Source organism: Nocardiopsis kunsanensis DSM 44524 (genome assembly GCF_000340965.1).
Taxonomy (GTDB): Bacteria; Actinomycetota; Actinomycetes; order Streptosporangiales; family Streptosporangiaceae; genus Nocardiopsis; species Nocardiopsis kunsanensis.
The window spans coordinates 1-20365 of record NZ_ANAY01000036.1 but is presented as its reverse complement, the minus strand read 5'-3'; the positions used below and the strand labels follow the sequence as shown (position 1 = coordinate 20365).

Here is a 20365-nt window from a genome sequence, read left to right as displayed (position 1 = left end):
TCCGAAACGTCCCCGCCCCGTTCCCGCGCTGCTTCGAGGGCGGGCGCTGCACCGGCCGGTCAGGCAGGACCGGCGCGGTCCAGCGCCTCGTAGACCACCCCGGTCGCGGCCGCGTACACGGAGTGGTGGAGCAGGTCGATGGCGATCTCCTCGACGCCCCAGGCCGTTGCGGGCCCACTGGTCCCGGTCGCGGGCAGGACGACCTGCTCCCCGCCCCACACCGCTGCCAGGTGGGCCGCGGTCGCCGGGGTGCCGCTCAGTCCGGCCCAGCCGACGAGACCGCGGACCGCGCCCCAGCCCGTGCCGTATCCCCAGTGCACAAGGGTGCTGAACCGGCCCCCGCCCTCCCCTTCCGGATGCACGCCGAGCGCGACGGCGGCCGCGTCGGCCGGAGCGGAGCTGCCGCCCCGGCCCCGGATCCGTGCCTCCAAAGTGCTGGACACGGTCATGGCGGCGGTTCCCGCCAGCCCGGCCAGAAGCCCCCGCCCCGCAGCGGCGGAGGCTCCCGACAGCAGGCGTAGTACGCGCATGTCTCCCCCTGAGCGATCGGTGGTCGTGAGTTCTCCACTGCCCCGCCCCCGGGGCGTCGACGCCTTTCTTTGCCAGGGCTTGGCTCGGGGGCTGTTTCACGTGAAACACGCAGCACGGGGAGTCCGCGCATGGCTTCCGCCGTATCACCGGTCCGGCGCGTGGGCCGGGCTTTCCGGCTGCCGAGGCCGGCCGTGTGGCGGCCCGCCCGGGGCCGGAGATCCCCTCGGGTCGGCCCCTGGGCCCAAGCGTGTGCCATGCGCGGCGTGTCCTCACCCTCCGCCCCCGACGTGTGATCGACGGTGAGACGAGCCCGAGTTCATCGACCGTTCCGGGCCTGGGGAGGCAAAACGATGGGTGTACGGACATGGATCGAGTCGTGGCCGGTCTACCGGCAACTGACCGGGGAGGACCCGACGGGGAGAGGGGCCGCGGCCAAGTCCGCACGGAGTGAGGAGCTCCGGCCGCGGACCGAGGACGCCGACCGTGTCGTCAAGTCGGTGTGCCCTTACTGTGCCGTCGGCTGCGGCCAGAACGTCTATGTCAAGGACGAGGAAGTCATCCAGATCGAGGGGGACCCGGACTCCCCCATCAGCCGAGGGCGCCTGTGCCCCAAGGGCTCGGCCAGCCTGCAACTGACCACCGGACCCGCCCGTGAGGACAAGGTCCTCTACCGACGCCCGTACGGCGCGGACTGGGAGGAGCTCGACCTCGACACTGCCATGCGCATGGTCGCCGACCGGGTCGTGGACACCCGCGAGGAGACCTGGCAGGAAGAGCACGAGGGAAGCAGGGTCGCCCGCACCATGGGCATCGCCAGCCTCGGGGGCGCCACCCTCGACAACGAGGAGAACTACCTCATCAAGAAGCTCCTCACCGCGCTCGGCGTCGTGCAGGTGGAGAACCAGGCCCGGGTCTGCCACAGCTCCACCGTCTCCGGCCTCGGTACGAGCTTCGGCCGCGGCGGGGCGACGATGTTCCTGCAGGACCTGCAGAACTCCGACTGCATCATCATCGAGGGTTCCAACTTCGCCGAGGCCCACCCCGTGGGGTTCCAGTGGGTCATGGAGGCCAAGGCGCGAGGCGCCGTCGTCATCCACGTCGATCCCCGGTTCAGCCGCACCAGCGCCCTGGCCGACCTGCACGTGCCGATCAGGGCGGGAACCGACATCGCCTTCCTCGGCGGCATCATCAACCACGTCCTCACCGAGGGCAAGTACTTCGAGGAGTACGTGAAGGCGTTCACCAACGCCGCCACGATCGTCAACGAGGACTTCCGGGACACCGAGGACCTCGACGGGCTCTTCTCCGGTTACAACGAATCGGACCGCAGCTACGACGTCACCACGTGGGGATACGACGGGGTCGAGGTCGCGGCCGCGGCCGGCGACCGCAATCAGCTCTACAAGGCCCGGACCGACGAGTACATGGGTATCTCCAGCTCGGGCCGTCCCGAGCAGCACGGCTCGGGCGGCGCGGTCATCCGGGACGCCTCCCGCCAGGACGAGACCCTCCAGGACCCGAACTGCGTCTTCCAGATCCTCAAGCGGCACTACTCGCGCTACACCCCGGAGGCGGTCGAGGAGATCTGCGGGATCCCGAAGGAGGTGTTCCTGCGGGTCTGCAAACACCTCACCGAGAACTCCGGCCGGGACCGCACGAGCGCGTTCTGCTACGCCGTCGGCTGGACCCAGCACACCGTCGGATCGCAGTACATCCGGACCGCATCCATCCTGCAGCTGCTCCTGGGCAACATCGGGCGTCCCGGCGGCGGGATCCAGGCCCTGCGCGGACACGTCAGCATCCAGGGCTCCAGCGACGTACCGACCCTGTTCGACCTGTTGCCCGGGTACCTGCCGATGCCGCACGCGGACGAGGAGCAGGACCTGGACTCCTACGTCCTGGCGGCGGGCTTCCCGCACAAGGGTTTCTGGTCGAACATGGAGGCCTACACCGTCAGTCTGCTCAAGGCCTGGTGGGGGGAGCACGCCACCGCCGAGAACGACTACTGCTTCGACCACCTGCCCCGTCTGACCGGATCGCACAGCACGTACGACACGGTCATGGGCCAGATGAGCGGGGAGTGCAAGGGGTACTTCCTCATGGGGGAGAACCCCGCCGTGGGGTCGGCCAACTCCAGGGCCCAGCGCATGGGCATGGCCAACCTCGAATGGCTCGTGGTGCGCGACTTCTCCCTCATCGAGAGCGCCACCTGGTGGAAGGACGGCCCCGAGATCGACTCCGGGGAGAAACGTACCGAGGACATCGGCACCGAGGTGTTCTTCTTCCCTGCCTCGGCCCACACAGAGAAGTCGGGCACCTTCACCAACACCAACCGCACGCTGCAGTGGCACGACCGCGCCGTCCGGGCCACCGGAGAGCGGACCAGCGACCTGTGGTTCATGTACCGCCTGGGTGAACTCGTCCGCGAGCGCCTCGCCGATTCCGACGATCCGAAGGACCGCCCCGTCACGGAACTGACGTGGGACTACCCGCTCGAACCGGACGGAGAGCCCGACGCGGCGGCGATCCTGCAGGAGATCAACGGCCACGACGCCGAGGGCCGGCCGCTGAGCCTCTACACCGAGTTGAAGGCGGACGGCTCGACCACGTGCGGATGCTGGATCTACTGCGGGGTCTTCAAGGACGGGGTCAACCAGTCCGCCCGCAAGAAACCCGGCTCGGAACAGGACTGGATCGCCGCGGAGTGGGCCTGGAGCTGGCCCGACAACCGGCGCATCCTCTACAACCGCGCATCGGCCGACGAGGACGGGCAGCCGTGGAGTTCACGCAAGTCCCTGATCTGGTGGGACCCCGAGCAGAGTAGGTGGATCGGGCACGACACCCCCGACTTCGAGAAGGACAAGGCGCCCCATCACCGGCCGGACGAGGACGCGAAGGGGGTGGAAGCGCTCAGCGGCCGGGACGCCTTCATCATGCAGGCCGACGGCAAGGGATGGCTGTACGCACCCGCGGGCCTGAACGACGGGCCCATGCCCACCCACTACGAACCGCAGGACACCCCGTTCGAGAACCTGCTCTACACGCAGGGACGCAACCCGACCCGGCTGCTGTACCCGCACGAGTACAACCTGTACCACCCGGAACCCGGGACGCCCGAGTCCGACGTCTACCCGTACGTGGTGACGACCTACCGCGTGACCGAGCAGTTCACGGCGGGCGGGATGAGCCGGTGGACGCCCTACCTCTCCGAGCTCCAGCCCGAGTTCTTCTGCGAGGTCAGCCCTGAACTGGCCGCGGAACGGGGGCTCGACCACAAGGGCTGGGCGACGCTGGTATCCGCACGGAACGCGATTGAGGCCCGGGTACTGGTCACCGACCGCATGGCCCCGCTCCGGGTCCAGGGCCGGGTCGTGCACCAGATCGGCATGCCCTACCACTGGGGCCCCAACGGCTACAGCACGGGTGACTCCGCCAACGAACTGATGTCCATCTCCCTGGACCCCAACGTGCACATCCAGGAGGTCAAGGCGCTCACGGCCGACATCCGGCCCGGACGCCGCCCCAAGGGCCCCGAACGGCTCGAACTGGTCCGTGCCTACCGGCGCCGCGCCCGCATCACCGAGTCCACCGGAACGGGGGAGTGAACGTGAGTACCGACAACGACGAGGGGACCCCGCGGCTCGGGTTCTTCACCGACACCAGCGTCTGCATCGGCTGCAAGGCCTGCGAGGTCGCCTGCAAGGAGTGGAACCTCGTCCCCGAGGACGGGCTCGACTTCACCGGGATGTCCTTCGACAACACCGGCGGACTGGGCGCCGACAGCTGGCGCCACGTCGCATTCGTCGAACAGCGCGAACCCCTCGGCCACCAGGAGACCGGCCTCGGACGCAGGGAAACCGTCGATCTCGGCATGCCCTCGTTCGAGCTCCCCGGGGCCTCCGCGGCACCCGAGGACCGGGGTGAGTTCCGCTGGCTCATGTCCTCGGACGTGTGCAAACACTGCACCCACGCCGCCTGTGTGGACGTGTGCCCGACCGGGGCGCTCTTCCACACCGAGTTCGACACCGTCGTCGTGCAGGAGGACATCTGCAACGGCTGCGGCTACTGCATCCCGGCCTGCCCCTACGGCGTCATCGACCGCCGCGAGGACGACGGCCGGGTCTGGAAGTGCACCCTGTGCTACGACCGCATCGGTGACGGGCTCGAACCGGCCTGCGCCAAGGCCTGCCCCACCGACTCCATCCAGTTCGGCGACCTCGACGAACTGCGCGAACGCGCCGCACAACGCCTGGAGGACCTCCACGGGGAGGGTGTGAGCTCAGCACGCCTGTACGGGGACGACCCCGACGACGGCGTCGGCGGCAACGGTGCGTTCTTCCTGCTGCTGGACGAACCCGAGGCCTACGGCCTGCCGCCCGACCCCGTCGTCACCACGCGTGACCTGCCGTCGATGTGGCGGCACGCGGGTGTGGCGGCGGCGACGATGCTGGCCGGAGTGGCCGCGACTTTCCTGGGAGGACGACGGTGAACACGTCGGAAGTGACGAAGCAGGGTATGCGCGGGCAGCGGCCCGACCGAGAGGCGATGACCGGGGCCGCCGATGTCGTCAGTGAGCAACAACGGCGCGAACGCGACGCCCGGCCCGGTGAACACAGTGCCGAAGGGGCGGAGTTCACCTCCTACTACGGCAAGCCGGTCATCAACGGGATCGTGTGGGAGGCGCCCGCGATCGGCGGATACCTGTTCCTCGGCGGCCTCGCCGGCGCATCCTCCGCCCTCGCGGCGGGGGCGGAACTGACCGGGCGCCCGGATCTGGCCCAGCCGTTGCGCTACACCGCCCTGGCGGCGATCTCCGGGTCGACGGCCGCGCTCATCTACGACCTGGGACGGCCGGAGCGCTTCCTCAACATGCTGCGCGTGTTCAAACCGTCGTCGCCGATGAGTGTGGGGTCGTGGATCCTCGTCGGGTACGGGCCGCTGGCCGGCGTCGCGGCCGTGACCTCACTGACGGGCTGGTTCCCGCGTATCGGCCGCCTGGCCACCTACGGCTCCGGCGCGATGGGCGCGCTCGTGGCCACCTACACCGCTCCCCTGGTGTGCGACACCGCCGTGCCGGCCTGGCACGAGGGGTACCGGTACATGCCCTTCGTCTTCGCCTCCTCCGCGGTCGCCGCCGCAGGGGGCACGGGACTCATCGCCGCACCCTCCGGACAGAGCGGTCCGGCACGCCGCGCCGCGGTCGGCGGCGCAGTGGTCGAGACGGTGGCCGCCACCGCCATGGAGTACCGCATGGGTCTGCCCGGAGAGACCTACAGGCAGGGACGCGGGGGCGCGTTCATGCGCGCGGCCAAGACCCTGACCCTGGCGGGTGCGGCCGGGGCCGTACTCGGACGACGCAGCCGTGTGGCCTCCGCGCTCAGCGGCGCGGCCCTCGTGGCGGGATCGGCCTGCACCCGGCTCGGGGTCTTCTACGCCGGGGTCGGGTCCCAGGAGGACCCGAAGTACACCGTGGTGCCCCAGCGCCGCCGACTCGACGAGCGAGAGCGTGGGAAGGACACGCAGTGACAGCGGCCGGGGGCAGCACGAGACCCTTCGGAACGGACGGAACGTGAGGAAGGACCGGTACGTGTTCCACCGACCCGGGCTCCCCAGTGACCTGCCGGTACCCGAGGACCTGTGGGGGCGGGCAGGTGTGGTCGCGGCCGTGTCCGCAGGTACGGGCGTCGAGGAGGGTGCGCTCGTGGACCGCTCCCTCTCGGTGGGTCGGCCGGGAGACGGGTTCCACCTCCTGAGGGTCGGCGACGAGCGTTTCGTCCTGCTCGGTGAGGACCCGGACAGTTCACCGGCCACCGGACTGCGCCGGCCCACCGACCCCTTCGACGGGGCACCGTCGTGGCTGCCGGTGGAGTGGCTGGAACGCCACCGCATGTCCGGGCCGCACTTCCTCTACTGGTGGGAGGGCACGTGGGTGCGCGCCGCCTACCCCGACGACTGGGAGGACGACGGGCTCCGCAACCTGCTGGGCTGGTCCGCCACCCCGGAGGCCACGGTCGGCGAGGTCGCACGTCTGCTCGGTCCGGAAGCCGGGACGGGGGCGGCCGAAGTGCTCGTGACCCAGGCACTGGAGCGCGACCTCACCCGTGAAACGGTCGCCGAAGCCACGGCGGACGTTCCCGGGTTCGACACCGGGACAGCGGTGACGGTCGCGCACGGGCTGGGGCTGACCGGCGCGGCCGAACCTCCCGAGCTCCCGGCCGGCGACGGCCCGCCGCCGGTGCGTTCGGTGCCGCTCATCGGACGCGACGAGTGGGCGCTGCTGGTCGGTGACGCCATGCGCCTGTCCGGGGAGACGGAAGGATACGACCCTGCGGGCCGTGCCGACCCCTCCCTGCTGGAGCAAGGGCCTCCGGCCGAAGGGGCGCCCGTGTGGGCCGACCTGCTGGATCCGCGGATCCGGTGGACCCCGCCGTGGCCGGGGGCGCCGGACGTCCCCAGCGTCCCGCCGGTGGAGATGGAACCATACGATCGCGTGCTGCTGCTCGACCGGATCCGGGCCCTGGTCACCGAGGCCGCGGACCACCTCCCGTGGCAGGTGCTGCGGCTGGTCCACCGGGCCCTGGTGGGGTACTCGGGCGGGGTCCTCGTGGCGGTGTGCGAGGACGGTGAGTACTTGGTCCCGCTTCCCGAGGAGCTGCGGGAAGAGATGGCCTTGCTGCGTTCGGCCACCTTCTTCCCCGGGTACGGGGCCTGGTTCACCGTCCGCCTCACCCTGGAACGGGGCGGCGGATGGTACATCGTCTACGACCGGGTGAACGAACCGGTGTTCTCGTTCCCGCCGACGGCGTTCAGCTACGCCCTCGACGCCCGGTACTTCCCCAGGGACGACGCCCGCACACCGCTGTGGCTGTCCGAGCGGTTGCGTGCGGCAGGGGACCACACGTCCTGAACGCGGAGGACGGCCGCGCCCGGGTATCCGGGACGCGGCCGTCCGGTGTGGCCGGGGCCGGTCACAGGTAGCGCTTGGCCCCCGAGAACTCGTCGTCGGAGTCCCACTCCTCCCAGTCGACGACGGACACGGACGTGGACTCGTTCGGTGCGTGGATCATCCGGCCGTCACCGATGTACATGCCCACGTGGTGCACGTAGCCCTCACCGCCCGGTTGGGCGAAGAACAGCAGGTCGCCCGCTCGGAGGTCGGCCGCCTCGACGTCCTCGCCCTCTGCGGCCTGGTCCGCGGCGTCACGCGGGATGTCGATACCGTGCGCGCGGTGGATCGAGTAGGTGTACCCGGAGCAGTCGTAGCCGTAGGAGGACACACCCGCCCACAGGTACCGCAGGCCCAGGAACTCCTCGCCGGTCTCCACCAGGTCCTGGCCGGTCGGCGGGGCGGGCTCCTCACCGGGGGCGTACACGTCCGCGTCGGCGCTGTCCAGCCATGCCGCCGAGTCGTCGGGCAGCGCGACCCGCAACGCCTCCGGTGTGGTCGCCAGGACCGGGAGCCGGGTGTTGAAGCTGATCTCCTGGAGTACTTCACCGGCGGGCCTGTCGGTCAGCGCCGCGCGGTCGGCCGTCACCTGTGCCGAGGGCAGGTCCTGGACCTGCTGGGCGAAGTCCTCGTTCTCCACCAGCTGCTCGACCGGGACCCAGCCCGGGTATCCCCGGTCGTCCCGTGGGGTCGACTGTTCCGGCACGACGACGTGCGCCCAGTCCCCGGAGACCTCGGTGACCTCGACCTCGGAGCCGAGCACGGCCTGGCTCTCCAGCTTGCCGGTCAGCCAGCCGCGCGTCTCGGTGTCCTCCATGTTCTCGTTCCACTGGTCCAGGTCGACGGGGTTGCTCAACGAGGGCGCGTCCAGCCCGCGTGCCGTGTCCGGCTCCACCCAGAGGGTGGTGGCGGTGACGTCCACGAAGGCACGGTCACCGGCTTCCGGGGCGTCGGCGGCCGGGGAGGCCGCAGCCGTGGTACCCGTCGTGCTCAGCAGGGCCGCGACACACGCCGCGGTGACGACACGGATCCGCTTCATCGTTCTGTCCCTTCCGGTGCTGTGGACTCGAACCCGAGCCCGGGGGTGTGCGAAAGGTGCAACCGGTCGCCTTGCAGCGTGTAGCCGCCGACCGGTCCCGAACCGTCGATCCATTCGGCGGAGTCGAGGTCCACGAGGGTGATCGCCGGATGCGCCGCGGCCACGTGTGCGGCAGCGGTGATGGAGACGCGGGGCTCCATCATGGCGCCGATCATGCAGGTGAGCCCCGCAGCGTGGGCCACGTCGGCGATCGCCGTGGCGTGGCCGATCCCGCCGCACTTGGCGAGCTTGATGTTCAGGACGTCGGCGGCGCCCGTGCGGGCGATCTCGAAGGCGTCCCGCGGCGAGTCCAGCGCTTCGTCCGCCATGATCGGTACGTCCACGGCGGCCGTGACCGAGGCCAGCCCGCGCAGGTCGTGCTTGGGTACCGGCTGTTCCACGAGTTGCAGGGGCAGGTGTGCGTCCTGGATCGCGCGGATGATGCGCACCGCAGACTTGGGGTCCCATCCCTGGTTGGCGTCCAGGCGGAACTCCGCGCCCGGGACGGCCTCGTGCACCGCCCGCAACCTGTCGAGATCGGCACGCCAGTCGTGTCCCAGCTTGACCTTGAGCACCGTGAATCCGTCCTCGAACGCACTCACCGCTGCCTGTGCCATGGCCTCCGGGGCGGCCAGGCTGATGGTCATGTCGGTCCGTAGGACCGTGCTGGTGTCTCCGCCCAGCGCTTCGACCAGGGGCACGCCGAGCCTGCGGGCCCAGGCGTCGTGCAGCGCGACATCGACCGCCGCCTTCGCGCTCGTGTTCCCGGCGCACGCGGCGGCGATGGCGTCGGTGTGGCCGCGTAGCCCGCCGACCACGGGGTCGGCCGTCAGGGCCTCGGCCACCGGGCCGTGGATCACCGCACGCATCGATTCCACGGACTCCCCGGTGACCGCGAGTGTCTCGGCCGCAGAGCCGTGCCCGACGGTGCCGTCGTCCAGCTCCACTTCGACGAGGAGCCCGGTCACCTCCTCGACACTGCGCCGGGCGGTCACGAACGGGCGGGTCAGCCTGCCCCTGTAGTCCCGGCTGCGCACATCGGTGACGGAGAGGCCGGGGTTCGGTGGACCGAGCACGTCACACCGCCGCGAGGAGCTGGGCGACGGTCAGGCCGATGAACGTGCCGAGGAACGAACCCATCAGCGCGTAGAGCACACCGACCGGTACGAGCTGGCGGTCGAACGCGCCGGCCACCACGGGGGCGGATGCCACACCGCCGATGTTGGCCGTGCTGGCCACCGCGAGGCTGAAGAGCTCGGTGCGGGTCAGCTTGGCGTAGAGGGCCATGATCACCAGGTGCACGAGCAGCACCACGATCCCGACGGCGAGGTAGACGGGCGCCTGCGTCAGGGAGGTGAAGTCCGACCCCGAGGCGATGATGCCGATGATGACGTAGAGCATGACCATCGCGATCTCTGTGGACCCCGCCGTCCTCCCCATGGGTGTGGTGGCGATGACCAGGCCGAGCACGCTGACGATCAGGATCGTCCACGTCGTCGCGGTGACGACGTCCCCGAGTTCCGGGAGCTGCTCACCGATCCAGCTCGCGGTGGCGGAGACGAACAGGCTGAAGCCGATCAGACCCATCAGCGAGACCAGGTCGATCGGGCGCCCTTCCTCCTCCGGGCCGTCCTGCGTCTCGAACTTCGAGGTGTCGGCCTTGGTCCACCGGTTGAACCGCTCCGAGAAACCCACCGAGCCGAACATCAGCAGGAGCCACACCGAGTACAGCAGCGTGTCCACGATCAGCACGTAGCCGAACACGTCCTCCGGGGCTTCCAGGATGCCCTGGATCGCGACCATGTTCGCGGAGCCACCGGTCCACGATCCGCTGAGCGCCCCCAGCGCCTTCCACGCCTCGGCGTCCAGAGCCGCGCGGAACGCCAGGAAGGCGATCAGGAAGCCGACCACGATGCTCACCGCGGCGACGAAGAAGGTCAGGAGGAGCTTGGGGCCGAGCTTGACGATCCTGCGCAGGTCGCACTTGAACAGTAGGAGCAGGATCATGGCCGGCAGCAGCGCGTCCTGTACCGCCCCGCCGGTCGCATCGATCGACTCGGACTCGCCGAAGACGCCCACCGTGTTCAGCGCCGCGGCGCAGATGTAGAGCAGAACGAACGCGGGAACGTAGGTGAACAGCCGGATATCGGTCCGGCGCGTCACGAGCACGAGGACGGCTGCCAGTGCCAGCAGCACGCCCAGATACAGAAAGCCGTCCGTGATCATTGTGTCGTCTTTCCCGTCCTTCCTGGGGGCGTTCCTGAACCCTTTCTGGCACAAAAAAAGTCGGAAACCGGCACACGTGCTGTGCTGCACGCGTGGCGTGTTTCCGACTGGATCGTGTTCCGGTGAGGGAACAGGCAATCGAAGCGGCCTGCCGCCGGCCCGTCCTCAGCCCGAGGTGGAGCCGACGATGCTGCGGTACTTCACCACGGCGTTGCGCAACGCCGCGAGCAGTGCCCGCTGCGAGGAGCCGTGATACCGGGTGGTGATCCGCTCCGTCAGGCGACCTTCGTCCGTGATGCACTCTCCCGCGAACAAGCCGCTGACGAACGACTTCGTCAGTGCCAACGTCGCGGAGCATTCCGCATCCAGAATCCGGTGGCTGTCCGTGTCGACCACGAAGACGACGTAGTAGATCCCGAACTGGGTGGTGATCGGGTTACCGGACGGCGCTTTCGCCTCGCCCGTGACGAGGATGGTCGTGGACATCAGTGAGGATCCAACCACGCGGCCCCACGGTTCGTAAAGACGTCATCAGTGAACCGAAACGAATTTACGGGACCGTGACGCGGGACCGGGTACCCCGTCCTCGCCAGGCGTGCCCCGGGCCGCCGGCCCGTGTCCGTGCCTCGGCGCACGGGGCGCCCCGTCCACCAGGCCGGAAGGTTCTGCCCGGCGGAAGGGGAAAGGTCTTTCCGGGAGCTTGATCGCCGGGAACCGGGCGGATTCCTGGGAATGCCGTGGAATGGAGGGAGGGACGTCCCTTTCCCCGGGGAGTCGCATTCCCCGTGGCGCGGAAGGGGGTGGGGGACAAGGGGCCGGGCACCGCCTCCCTCCCGGCCTCCGGGCCGTACGGGACCGGGAGGGCCGCGCCGGTCGCACCGGCGGCGCCGATACGTGTTCCGGCCGCGGCCGTCGGGCTCACGAGTCCAGTACCTGGTTCTGTCGCTGCACCACCGGGGGCTCCACCGACCACGGGAAGTTGATCCACCGGTCGGTGTGGCGCCACACGTACTGGCACTTGATGGAGGACTGCGGCTTCTCGTAGATGACGGCGCTGCGCACCTCGGCGACGTGCTCGGCGCAGAAGTCGTGCACGAGTTTGAGCGTGGTTCCGGTGTCGGCGACGTCGTCGGCGATCAGCACCTTCTTGTCGCTGAGGTCCACCACGTTGGGCACGGGCGGAAGCATGACCGGCATGTCGAGGGTCTGGCCGACCCCCGTGTAGAACTCCACGTTCATCACGTGCAGGTTCTTGACGTCGAGCGCGTAGCCCAGACCGCCGGCGACGAAGAGGCCGCCGCGGGCGATGGAGAGGATGATGTCGGGCTCGAACCCGTCGTCGGCGATCTCGGTGGCGAGGTCGCGGACGGCGGTCCCGAAGAGTTCGTAGGTGAGGTTCTCGCGCTCGTCGCTCACGGGCTCTTCCTTGTACGGCCGGGTGGTGTGGTGGGTGCTCTCTGCCCGCTTCCCCGCTGGTGGGGGCGTGTACACGGCACCGATCCATCGTATGCCCGCCGCGATGTGTCCCCGCAGGGACCGGTACCGGAACCGGGGCCCGCGGGGGACGGACAACTGTCCAATTCGGAGGGTGTGACGGTCCGCACATCTGGACGATCGGCTCGAAAAAAGGCCGAAGATCGCGACGTTTTCTCGGATATTCCCGGGTTGTGGTCAACAGATGGCTCGAAATCGCACCATGTTCCGGTACGAGTCATCCACGACACACGGAGGTGGTCGCATGGCCGACGACCAGGACCTGTTGCCCTCCGAGCAGCCCGTACAGCTGCTCGAACCCTCGGGGCGCACGGTCGAACACCCGGTCCTGCCGCTCCCACACACGGACCGGTTGCTCGCCGCGTACGAGTCCCTGGTGGTCGGCCGCCGCGTCAACGACCAGGCCGGTGCGCTGGTCCGCCAGGGCAAACTCGCCGTCTACCCCTCCTCCCACGGGCAGGAGGCCTGCCAGGCAGGCGCCGCGCTCGCGCTCGCCGAGGGCGACTGGCTCTTCCCCACCTACCGCGACACCGCGGCCGCCATCGCACGCGGGGTCGACCCCGTCCAGGTCCTCACTCTGCTCAAGGGCGACTGGCACTCCGGGTACGACCCCTACGAGAAGCGGGTCGCCCCCCAGGCCACCCCCCTGGCCACCCAGCTCCTGCACGCCGTCGGCGTCGCCCACGCCGCCCGCCTGCGCGGCGAGGACACCGTCGTCATGGCCCTGTGCGGCGACGGTGCCACCAGTGAGGGCGACTTCCACGAGGCGCTCAACTTCGCCGCGGTGTTCAAGGCCCCCGTCGTCTTCTTCGTGCAGAACAACGAGTACGCCATCTCCGTACCGCTCGCCCGGCAGACCGCCGCCCCCTCCCTCGCCCACAAGGGCATCGGCTACGGCATCAAGGGCGAACGCGTCGACGGCAACGACATCGCCGCGGTCCTGGCCGTCCTCGACCGCGAGGTGGCCGCCGCCCGCGCCGGCGGAGGGCCCCGGCTCGTGGAGGCCCACACCTACCGGATGCAGGCCCACACCAACGCAGACGACGACACCCGCTACCGCGACGGTGAGGAGGTCGACCCCTGGCGCGAGCGCGACCCGCTGCTGCGCGCCGAGGCCCTGCTCAAACGCCGCCGGGTGCTGACCAAGGACCGCAAGGCCCGCATCACCGAACACGCCGAGGAGGTGGCCGCCGCCATGCGAGCCGGTGTGGACGCCGACACCGACCCCGCACCGTCGGAACTGTTCGCGCACGTGTACGCCACCCCCACCCCGCAACTGACCGAGCAGGCCGCCTTCCTGGCCGACGAACTCAGCAGAGAGGGCAACTGACATGGCCGAAGGGTCGACCAAGATCTCCATGGCCCAGGCCCTCAACCGGGCCCTGCGCGACGCCATGACCGAGGACCCGACCGTGTACGTCTTCGGGGAGGACGTCGGTCCCCTCGGCGGCGTCTTCCGGATCACCGACGGGATCACCGCCGACTTCGGCGAGGACCGCTGCTTCGACACCCCGCTCGCCGAGTCCGGGATCGTAGGCATGGCCGTGGGCATGGCCATGAACGGCATGCGGCCCGTCGTCGAGATGCAGTTCGACGCGTTCGCCTACCCCGCGTTCGAGCAGGTCGTCAGCCACGTCGCCAAGACCCGCAACCGCACCCGCGGCAAGGTCGCCCTGCCGATGGTCGTCCGGGTCCCCTACGCGGGCGGTATCGGCGGCGTCGAACACCACTGCGACTCCTCCGAGGCCTACTACGCCCACACACCCGGCCTCACCGTGCTCGCCCCCTCCAACCCGGCCGACGCCTACTGGATGCTGCGCGAGGCCATCGCCCTGCCCGACCCCGTCGTGTTCATGGAGCCCAAGAAGCTCTACTGGGGCAAGGACGAGGTCGACCTGGACACCCCGGCCCCCGGCATCGGGACCTCCTCGGTGGTCCGGGAGGGCACGGACGCCACCCTCATCACCTACGGCCCCTCCGTCCCCACCGCGCTGGAGGCCGCCGAGACCGCCGCGCAGGAGGGCCGCAGTCTCCAGGTCGTGGACGCGCGCTCCCTCGTCCCCTTCGACGACGCCGGCGTGTGCGAGGCCGTGCGCTCCACCGGCCGGGCCGTCGTCGTCGCCGAGGCGAGCGGGTTCGCCAGTGTCGCCTCCGAGATCACCGCACGTGTGACCGAACGCTGCTTCCACTCCCTGGCCGCGCCGGTCCGGCGGGTCACCGGTTTCGACATCCCCTATCCCCCGCCGAAGCTGGAACGCCACCAACTCCCCGGCGTGGACCGCATCCTCGACGCCGTAGACGATCTGCAGTGGGAGGACCAGTGACCGACCGGACCTTCGACCTTCCCGACCTCGGTGAGGGCCTGACCGAGGCCGAGGTCGTGCGCTGGCTCGTCTCCGTCGGCGAGACCGTCGCCCTCGACCAGCCCGTGGCCGAGGTGGAGACGGCCAAGTCCATCGTCGAGGTGCCTTCGCCCTTCGCCGGCACGGTCAGCGCTCTGCACGGTGAGGAGGGCGCCGTCGTCGAGGTGGGACGGCCGCTCATCACCGTCGCCACCGGGGAGCCGCCCGTTCAGGAACCGGACCCGGGACCCGCCGGGACCGCCGGGGCCGCCGAGTCCGCCGAGGGTGAGGCGTCGGCCGCCGCCGAACGCTACCGAGAGGAGGAACGCGCCGGCACCGGGTCGGGCAACGTGCTCGTGGGTTACGGCACCCCCGAGACCGGAACCCGAGGACGCAACCGCCGTCCCCGTACCCGCACGCCCGAACGCGGGGCAGGGGGCCGATCGGTGCCGCTCGCCGCAACGGGGACGCCGGCCACACCGGCCCCGGGCGGACGGCCCCGAGTGCCCCTGGTGACCTCGCCCCTGGTGCGGCAGATGGCCCGCGAGGCCGGGATCCGTGTGGCCGGGATCGAGGGCAGCGGGCCGAACGGGCTCATCATGCGCAAGGACGTGCGTGCGGCCATCGCGGCCTCTGCCCCTGCCACCAACGGCGCGGCTCCTGCCGGGGCCGAGGAGCAGGACGCGTCCGACACCCCGGCCCCTGCGATTCCGGCTTCACGGCCCCCGTCATCCGGGGCTTCCAGGGTCAGTGTCCCGGGCACCGACCCGCGCACGGGTCTGCCCGAGGCCGCGCGCGTGCCCATGACCGGCTTCCGCAAGAGTGTGGCCGACACGCTCTCCCGGAGCCGCCGCGAGATCCCCGAGGCGACCGTGTGGGTGGACGTCGACGCCACCGAACTCGTCCGCCTGCGCCGGGCCCACCCCGACGGGCCGGGGATCATGGCCTACGTGGCGCGCTTCGTGGTTGCGGGGTTGCGTGCCCACCCCGAGCTCAACGGGATCGTGGACACCGAGCGCGGGGAACTCGTCCAGTACGACGGGGTCAACCTCGGTCTCGCCGTGCAGACCGACCGCGGCCTGGTCGCCCCGGCCGTGCTCGGCGCGCACCGGTACACCACGGCCCAGCTGGACACCGAGATCCGGCGCCTGACCGAAGCGGCCCGCGAGGGCAGGGCTTCTCCCGCCGAGATGACCGGGGGCACTTTCACCCTCAACAACTACGGGGCCCTGCGGGTGGACGGCAGCGCCGCCATCATCAACCACCCCCAGGCCGCCATCCTGGGTCTGGGCCGCATCATGGATCGCCCCTGGATCGTCGACGGGCAGGTCACGGCCCGCAAGATCACCCAGCTCTCCTTCGCCTTCGATCACCGCGTGTGTGATGGAGGAACGGCCGCCGGGTTCATGCGGGTGGTCGCCGACGCGATGGAGGACCCGGCCGCCGCCATCGCCGACCTGTAGGAGCGCGTTCCCGCGTCCGGATCGAGAACAGTGCCCCGGGGCCCGCCGCCCCGGGGCACTGCGCTGTGTCCGGACGCCTCGTTCGGCCTCGGTAGTGCTCCCGAGAGCACTACCGACGGTCTGCGGTGCTCTCGACAGCACTGTCACCGATCGAAGCGGCCCAGCCTGTGTGAAGTGGACCGGCCACTACTCGGCAATGTTGTGCTCCACCTGCCCCTGCTCCAAAAAGAGCATGAATTCGGGCGAGAAGGGCAGTTCGGAACTGTTTCATATTGAACTTGATTCTTCGGCGCGCCGCCGCTGACCTGGAAGAACAAGAAACCTGGTTCTTTTTCTCGGAAGAATTGACGATCCAGGTTTCCGGTGCTCTACGCTGGCGGCATCACCTCGACCACCGGTGTCCACCGGCGACGACCGCCGGAAACATCCATCGGCGACGGTGGGGAGAGATCCACAACTGAAGACCAGACACGGTGACCCCGCGACGGTTAACAACCGCCCGGGGCCGTGGCCAGCAACGTTTCCACCTCAAAGCAAAGGATTTTGCCAGCATGCCCCAGTGTATCGCTGCCGTGTTCAAAGCTGTCTTGAAACCCCTCCAGGCGCTGCTCCGCCCGCCCAAGGGCCGCCACTCGGCCGGGCAGCTCCGGCGCCGCCGTTCGACCCGCGTGCGCCGCTACGCTCCCCGCACACCCGCCGCCCCGGCTCCTCCGCCCTCCCACCCGGCGGCTCGGAAGTCCCAGCTCAATGCGGCCGAGCGTCCTCACCCGAAGCCGCCTGCGAGCCCGACACCACCGACGGCCCTGAAGCCGCATGCGAGCCCGACACCCCCGTCCCTGGAGCCTCCGACGGTCGAGATCGACGCCGACGAGATCGCCCTGGTGCGCCCCTACTTCACCGCCCACGAGCCCGAGGGCGAGGCCGAGCGGATCCAGAACCGCGCCACCGCACGCCTTCGTCAGTGGGGCGCCGACCTCTGGTCCGACCCCGACCCCGTGCTCCGGTTCGGCCCCGCCCCGGCAGGCACCCGCGTCTACACCCTCGACGAGTTCCGCGACCCCGAGCCGGACCCGGACCCCGACCCGGACCCGGACCCCGAGCCGGACCCCGAGCCGGACCCGGTCGTGGTTCCGGCCCCGGAGCCGGCCCCGGAAGCACCCGCACACCCGGCCATCGCGTTCCACGTGCCCGCACCGCGCCCGCCCTCGCCGCGCCTGCCCGCACGCATGCACGAACTCCCCCACCTGTCGCGCATCCGCGCCCGCCAGCAGGAGCGCCTGGCCCGGAACCCCGCGGGGGTGAGCGCATGAGCGCCCTCCACCCGGCCCGTCCCGTGCCCACCGTGTGGGAACCGCGCACCTACCCCGGATCCTTGGCCCACCTGAGCACGGCCCGCGCCGACCTCTCCCGCGACCTGGCCGGCTTCGACTGCGACCTCGTCGGAACGGTCCTGCTGTGCGCGAGCGAGCTGTTCGCCAACTGCGTCGAGTACACCGACTCCGGGCGCCGGGATGGGGAGGTGATGCGCTTCCTGGCCTGGGAGAGCGACCGGATCCGCATCGGCTTCACCGACGCCGGCGGCTCGGGCGGGCTTCCCCGGATCCCGGCCGAGCGCAGCGACGACGAGTGGGCGTGGGCAGAGGGACAGCGGGGCCTGCTGATGGTCGAAACGTTGTCCACAGCCTGGGGATATCTTTCGTCCGTCCCCTGGGCCGACCTGGGCACCCACGTGTGGGCCGAGTTCCCGATCCCGCCCGGGGCCCCGACACCGCAGCACCTGGCCGCCTACGTCTTCACCACACTCCACATCGGGGACCGAGACCGTGCCCCGGCCCCCGACGGGCTCACCGCGAGGTGAGACGTTCCATGAACGAAGCGACCATGGCGACCTGGTGAGGTGTACCGCTGAGCAGAACGTGCTCGTCACGGGAGTGCGGCCCTGCCCCGACGGCACCGAGCCCGTCGAGAACGGGGCGGCCCAGCGCGGAGACGAAGTTGGCGTCGCTGGCGCCGCCCACCCCGACCTCTTCCAGAACGGTGCCGAGCTCGGCCGCGACCTCACGCAGCAGCGCGAACGCCTGGGCGGAAGCGTCGTTGGGGTTCATCGGCGGACGGTTCCACTCACCGGTGACGGTGGCCTCGGCCCGGGCATCGGAGGGCGCCAGATCCTTCAGGCCGGCGTCGATGCGGGCCATCTCGTCCGGTTCCTGGACCCGCACGTCCACCTCGCAGCGGGCATGGCCGGCGACGACGTTGCGTCCGGTACCACCGGAGATCACACCCACGTTGACGGTGGTGCCGCGCTCGGGCGCGGCCAGGCCGGTGATCCGGGGCACGAGTTCGGCCAGGGCGTGGACCGCGCTCGCACCGGCGGCGGGATCGAGCCCGGCGTGCGACTCCACGCCGCGCACGGTGACGTCGAACAGCCCCATCCCCTTGCGGCGGGTCTTGACCATGCCCTCGCGGCTGGGCTCCAGGACGAGGGTCACGTCCGCGTCCGCACTGGCGCGCTCGATGTGGCCGCGCGAGGCCGGGCTGCCGATCTCCTCGTCACCGGTCAGGAGCATCCGCACCGTCGGACGGGGCACGGACAGTTCGCGCAGCAGGCGGGTGGCCCACACGCTCTGCACGATGCCGCCCTTCATGTCGAAACAGCCCGGCCCGCTGAACCGGTCACCGTCGATCTCCACGGGCCACTCGGCGAGCGTGCCGCGCGGCCACACCGTGTCGTAGTGGCTGAGGAAGAGCACGGTGCCCGGGCCGGTGCCCGGATACTCCACCTCCAGCACGTCACCGAAGGTGCCGCCGTCGTGGCGGGTGCGCCGCTCCGGTCGCCCCAGCCTCTCGACCAGCCAGTCCTCGATCCGGTCCAACCCGGTGTCGAGAGCGGTCTTGTCGTGGCTGAAGGTCTCCAGATCCACCAGGCGCCGAAGGTCACCGACCATCTCGGGCAGGCTGCGTTCGGCGGCCGAGGCCAGGTCCGCTGTCACTGTCTCGCTCAAGTCGTCTCTCCGTGAAAAGGGAAGCGGTCGGTCAGCGCACGTCCACGCCCGGCCCCAGCGGGATACCGAGGGCCCACCAGCCGAGGAAGAGCAGGGTCCACCCGACCAGGACCGTGACGCTGATCGGCAGCGTGAGCGAGATCAGCGTCCCGATGCCGGCGTCCTTGCGGTAGCGCTGCAGGAAGCCCAGAGCCATGACGAAGTAGGGGCTCATGGGGCTGATGATGTTCGTGCTGGAATCGGCGATGCGGTAGATCGCCTGGGTGGTCTCCGGTGGGACGTTCAGGAGCATGAACATCGGCACGAAGATCGGCGCGATCAGGGCCCACTGCGCGGACCCGCTGGTGATGAGGATGTTCATCAGGCAGGCGAACAGGATCATGCCCAGGAAGAGCACGACCGGGTGCACGCCTGCGGCTTCGAGGAACTCGGCGCCGCTGATGGCGACGATCTCGCCGATCCCGGTCCAGTCGAAGTAGGCGAGGAACTGCGACGCGGCGAAGAACAGCACGACCACGGGTGCCAGGTCGCGGACGCCCACGGCCATCGCCTCGGGCACGTCCCGGGCACGGGTGATGCTCCCGGTGGTGCGCCCGTACACGATGCCCACCAGCAGGAACAGGATCCCCAGGAGGTAGGCGACCCCGGTGATGACGGGCGATCCCAGGATCGTGCCGGCCTCTCCGCGCAGCGGCGACGCCGACGGGGCCAGCGCCGCCGCGAAGACGGCGACGAAGCCCAGCACGACCAACCCGGATCTGCGCAGCCCCCGGCGTTCCTCGGCGGTCAGTGCCATCGAACCCAGCTGCTGGTGGACGTCGTCCCCGTTGTCGTGGTCCTCCGCCAGACTCTCGGTGCGCCTGCTCAGCACGTACTCGGTCACGAGCGTGATCAGGGCCGCGAGCACGATCGCGGACACGAAGGTGAAGAAGTAGTTGTCCAGCGCGGTGACCGTGTGATCGGCGTCGATGATGCCGGCGGCCTCGGTGGTCAGTGCGGACAGGAGCGCGTCGGTGGGTGTGATGAGCAGGGACGCGTTGTACCCGGCGGAGGCCGACGTGAAGGCCAGGACCAGGCCCAGGACCGGGCTGCGTCCGGCGGCCTTGAAGAGCAGGGCGCCGAGCGGGATGAGCACGACGTAGGCGGCGTCGGACGCGACGCTGGCGGTGACACCGGTCAGCGCGACAGCGAACGTCAACCACTGGGCCGGGACCCGGGAGACACTGAGCCTTTCCGGGCAATGATTGGTGACCGTGGGTGATAATCGGTCAGGTGGTACGGCC

The 20365-nt window shown here is 70.2% G+C and carries 17 protein-coding genes; 9 read left to right on the top strand and 8 right to left on the bottom strand.

Annotated features, from left to right (window positions below; translation table 11 throughout):
• Positions 1-59: 59 nt before the first annotated feature.
• The gene (locus tag D456_RS0119465) at positions 60-530 is read right to left on the bottom strand and encodes a hypothetical protein (RefSeq protein WP_017577859.1); all 471 of its coding nucleotides are present in this window, start codon (positions 528-530) and stop codon (positions 60-62) included.
• A 351-nt stretch (positions 531-881) separates the two neighbouring features.
• Here D456_RS0119465 and fdh point away from each other — a divergent pair, with 351 nt between their 5' ends.
• The 4 genes from fdh to D456_RS0119445 all read left to right on the top strand — a co-directional run bounded on the left by fdh (position 882) and on the right by D456_RS0119445 (position 7438).
• On the top strand, positions 882-4136 hold the full coding sequence (gene fdh, locus D456_RS0119460; RefSeq protein WP_017577858.1) for a formate dehydrogenase: 3255 nt from the start codon (positions 882-884) through the stop codon (positions 4134-4136).
• Entirely contained in the window at positions 4133-5020 is an 888-nt protein-coding gene (locus tag D456_RS0119455) for a 4Fe-4S dicluster domain-containing protein (RefSeq protein ID WP_017577857.1), read from the top strand. The genes fdh and D456_RS0119455 overlap by 4 nt, the downstream gene beginning before the upstream one ends.
• Entirely contained in the window at positions 5017-6057 is a 1041-nt protein-coding gene (nrfD, locus tag D456_RS0119450) for an NrfD/PsrC family molybdoenzyme membrane anchor subunit (protein ID WP_026116032.1), read from the top strand. The genes D456_RS0119455 and nrfD overlap by 4 nt, the downstream gene beginning before the upstream one ends.
• Before the next feature lie 61 nt (positions 6058-6118).
• The gene (locus D456_RS0119445; protein ID WP_017577855.1) at positions 6119-7438 is read left to right on the top strand and encodes a hypothetical protein; all 1320 of its coding nucleotides are present in this window, start codon (positions 6119-6121) and stop codon (positions 7436-7438) included.
• Positions 7439-7499: 61 nt separating this feature from the next.
• Here D456_RS0119445 and D456_RS0119440 read toward each other — a convergent pair whose 3' ends face one another.
• The 5 genes from D456_RS0119440 to D456_RS0119420 form a co-directional block, all read right to left on the bottom strand.
• Positions 7500-8516 carry a C40 family peptidase gene (locus D456_RS0119440; RefSeq protein WP_017577854.1) on the bottom strand — a complete coding sequence of 339 codons (1017 nt, stop codon included), beginning with the start codon at positions 8514-8516 and terminating at the stop codon, positions 7500-7502.
• Positions 8513-9631: a dipeptide epimerase gene (locus tag D456_RS0119435; protein ID WP_017577853.1), complete on the bottom strand. Its 1119-nt coding sequence runs from the start codon at positions 9629-9631 to the stop codon at positions 8513-8515. Before D456_RS0119435 ends, D456_RS0119440 begins: the two co-directional genes overlap by 4 nt.
• A gap of 1 nt (position 9632) precedes the next feature.
• On the bottom strand, positions 9633-10781 hold the full coding sequence (locus D456_RS0119430) for a DUF819 family protein (protein WP_017577852.1): 1149 nt from the start codon (positions 10779-10781) through the stop codon (positions 9633-9635).
• A 165-nt stretch (positions 10782-10946) separates the two neighbouring features.
• A complete protein-coding gene (locus D456_RS0119425) occupies positions 10947-11267 on the bottom strand; it encodes a DUF3870 domain-containing protein (protein ID WP_017577851.1) in 321 nt (106 codons plus the stop codon).
• 432 nt (positions 11268-11699) lie between these two features.
• On the bottom strand, positions 11700-12197 hold the full coding sequence (locus D456_RS0119420) for a phosphoribosyltransferase (RefSeq protein WP_017577850.1): 498 nt from the start codon (positions 12195-12197) through the stop codon (positions 11700-11702).
• A gap of 322 nt (positions 12198-12519) precedes the next feature.
• Between D456_RS0119420 and pdhA the strand changes: the two genes are divergently transcribed.
• The 5 genes from pdhA to D456_RS0119395 all read left to right on the top strand — a co-directional run bounded on the left by pdhA (position 12520) and on the right by D456_RS0119395 (position 17938).
• A complete protein-coding gene (pdhA, locus tag D456_RS0119415) occupies positions 12520-13605 on the top strand; it encodes a pyruvate dehydrogenase (acetyl-transferring) E1 component subunit alpha (protein ID WP_017577849.1) in 1086 nt (361 codons plus the stop codon).
• Position 13606: 1 nt separating this feature from the next.
• Complete coding sequence (locus D456_RS0119410; RefSeq protein ID WP_017577848.1) at positions 13607-14599, top strand: alpha-ketoacid dehydrogenase subunit beta; 993 nt, start codon at positions 13607-13609, stop codon at positions 14597-14599.
• Positions 14596-16080, top strand: a complete 1485-nt coding sequence (locus tag D456_RS0119405) for a dihydrolipoamide acetyltransferase family protein (protein ID WP_017577847.1) — start codon at positions 14596-14598, stop codon at positions 16078-16080. Before D456_RS0119410 ends, D456_RS0119405 begins: the two co-directional genes overlap by 4 nt.
• Before the next feature lie 587 nt (positions 16081-16667).
• Entirely contained in the window at positions 16668-17390 is a 723-nt protein-coding gene (locus tag D456_RS26930) for a hypothetical protein (RefSeq protein ID WP_160166738.1), read from the top strand.
• Positions 17387-17938: an ATP-binding protein gene (locus D456_RS0119395; RefSeq protein ID WP_017577846.1), complete on the top strand. Its 552-nt coding sequence runs from the start codon at positions 17387-17389 to the stop codon at positions 17936-17938. The genes D456_RS26930 and D456_RS0119395 overlap by 4 nt, the downstream gene beginning before the upstream one ends.
• On the opposite strand, the gene D456_RS0119390 is transcribed toward D456_RS0119395, so the two are convergent.
• Entirely contained in the window at positions 17925-19082 is a 1158-nt protein-coding gene (locus tag D456_RS0119390; RefSeq protein ID WP_017577845.1) for a M20 family metallopeptidase, read from the bottom strand. The genes D456_RS0119395 and D456_RS0119390 overlap by 14 nt on opposite strands.
• Positions 19083-19113: 31 nt before the next feature.
• Positions 19114-20365 (bottom strand): AbgT family transporter (locus D456_RS24540; protein WP_051049501.1); only part of this gene is annotated, 1252 nt, incomplete at its 5' end.

Coding starts and splice junctions, on each gene's coding strand:
- D456_RS0119425 (WP_017577851.1), bottom strand. CDS start 11,267: ATGTCCACGACCATCCTCGTCACGGGCGAGGCGAAAGCGCCGTCCGGT.
- D456_RS0119440 (WP_017577854.1), bottom strand. CDS start 8,516: ATGAAGCGGATCCGTGTCGTCACCGCGGCGTGTGTCGCGGCCCTGCTG.
- D456_RS0119410 (WP_017577848.1), top strand. CDS start 13,607: ATGGCCGAAGGGTCGACCAAGATCTCCATGGCCCAGGCCCTCAACCGG.
- D456_RS0119465 (WP_017577859.1), bottom strand. CDS start 530: ATGCGCGTACTACGCCTGCTGTCGGGAGCCTCCGCCGCTGCGGGGCGG.
- D456_RS0119430 (WP_017577852.1), bottom strand. CDS start 10,781: ATGATCACGGACGGCTTTCTGTATCTGGGCGTGCTGCTGGCACTGGCA.
- pdhA (WP_017577849.1), top strand. CDS start 12,520: ATGGCCGACGACCAGGACCTGTTGCCCTCCGAGCAGCCCGTACAGCTG.
- fdh (WP_017577858.1), top strand. CDS start 882: ATGGGTGTACGGACATGGATCGAGTCGTGGCCGGTCTACCGGCAACTG.
- D456_RS0119395 (WP_017577846.1), top strand. CDS start 17,387: ATGAGCGCCCTCCACCCGGCCCGTCCCGTGCCCACCGTGTGGGAACCG.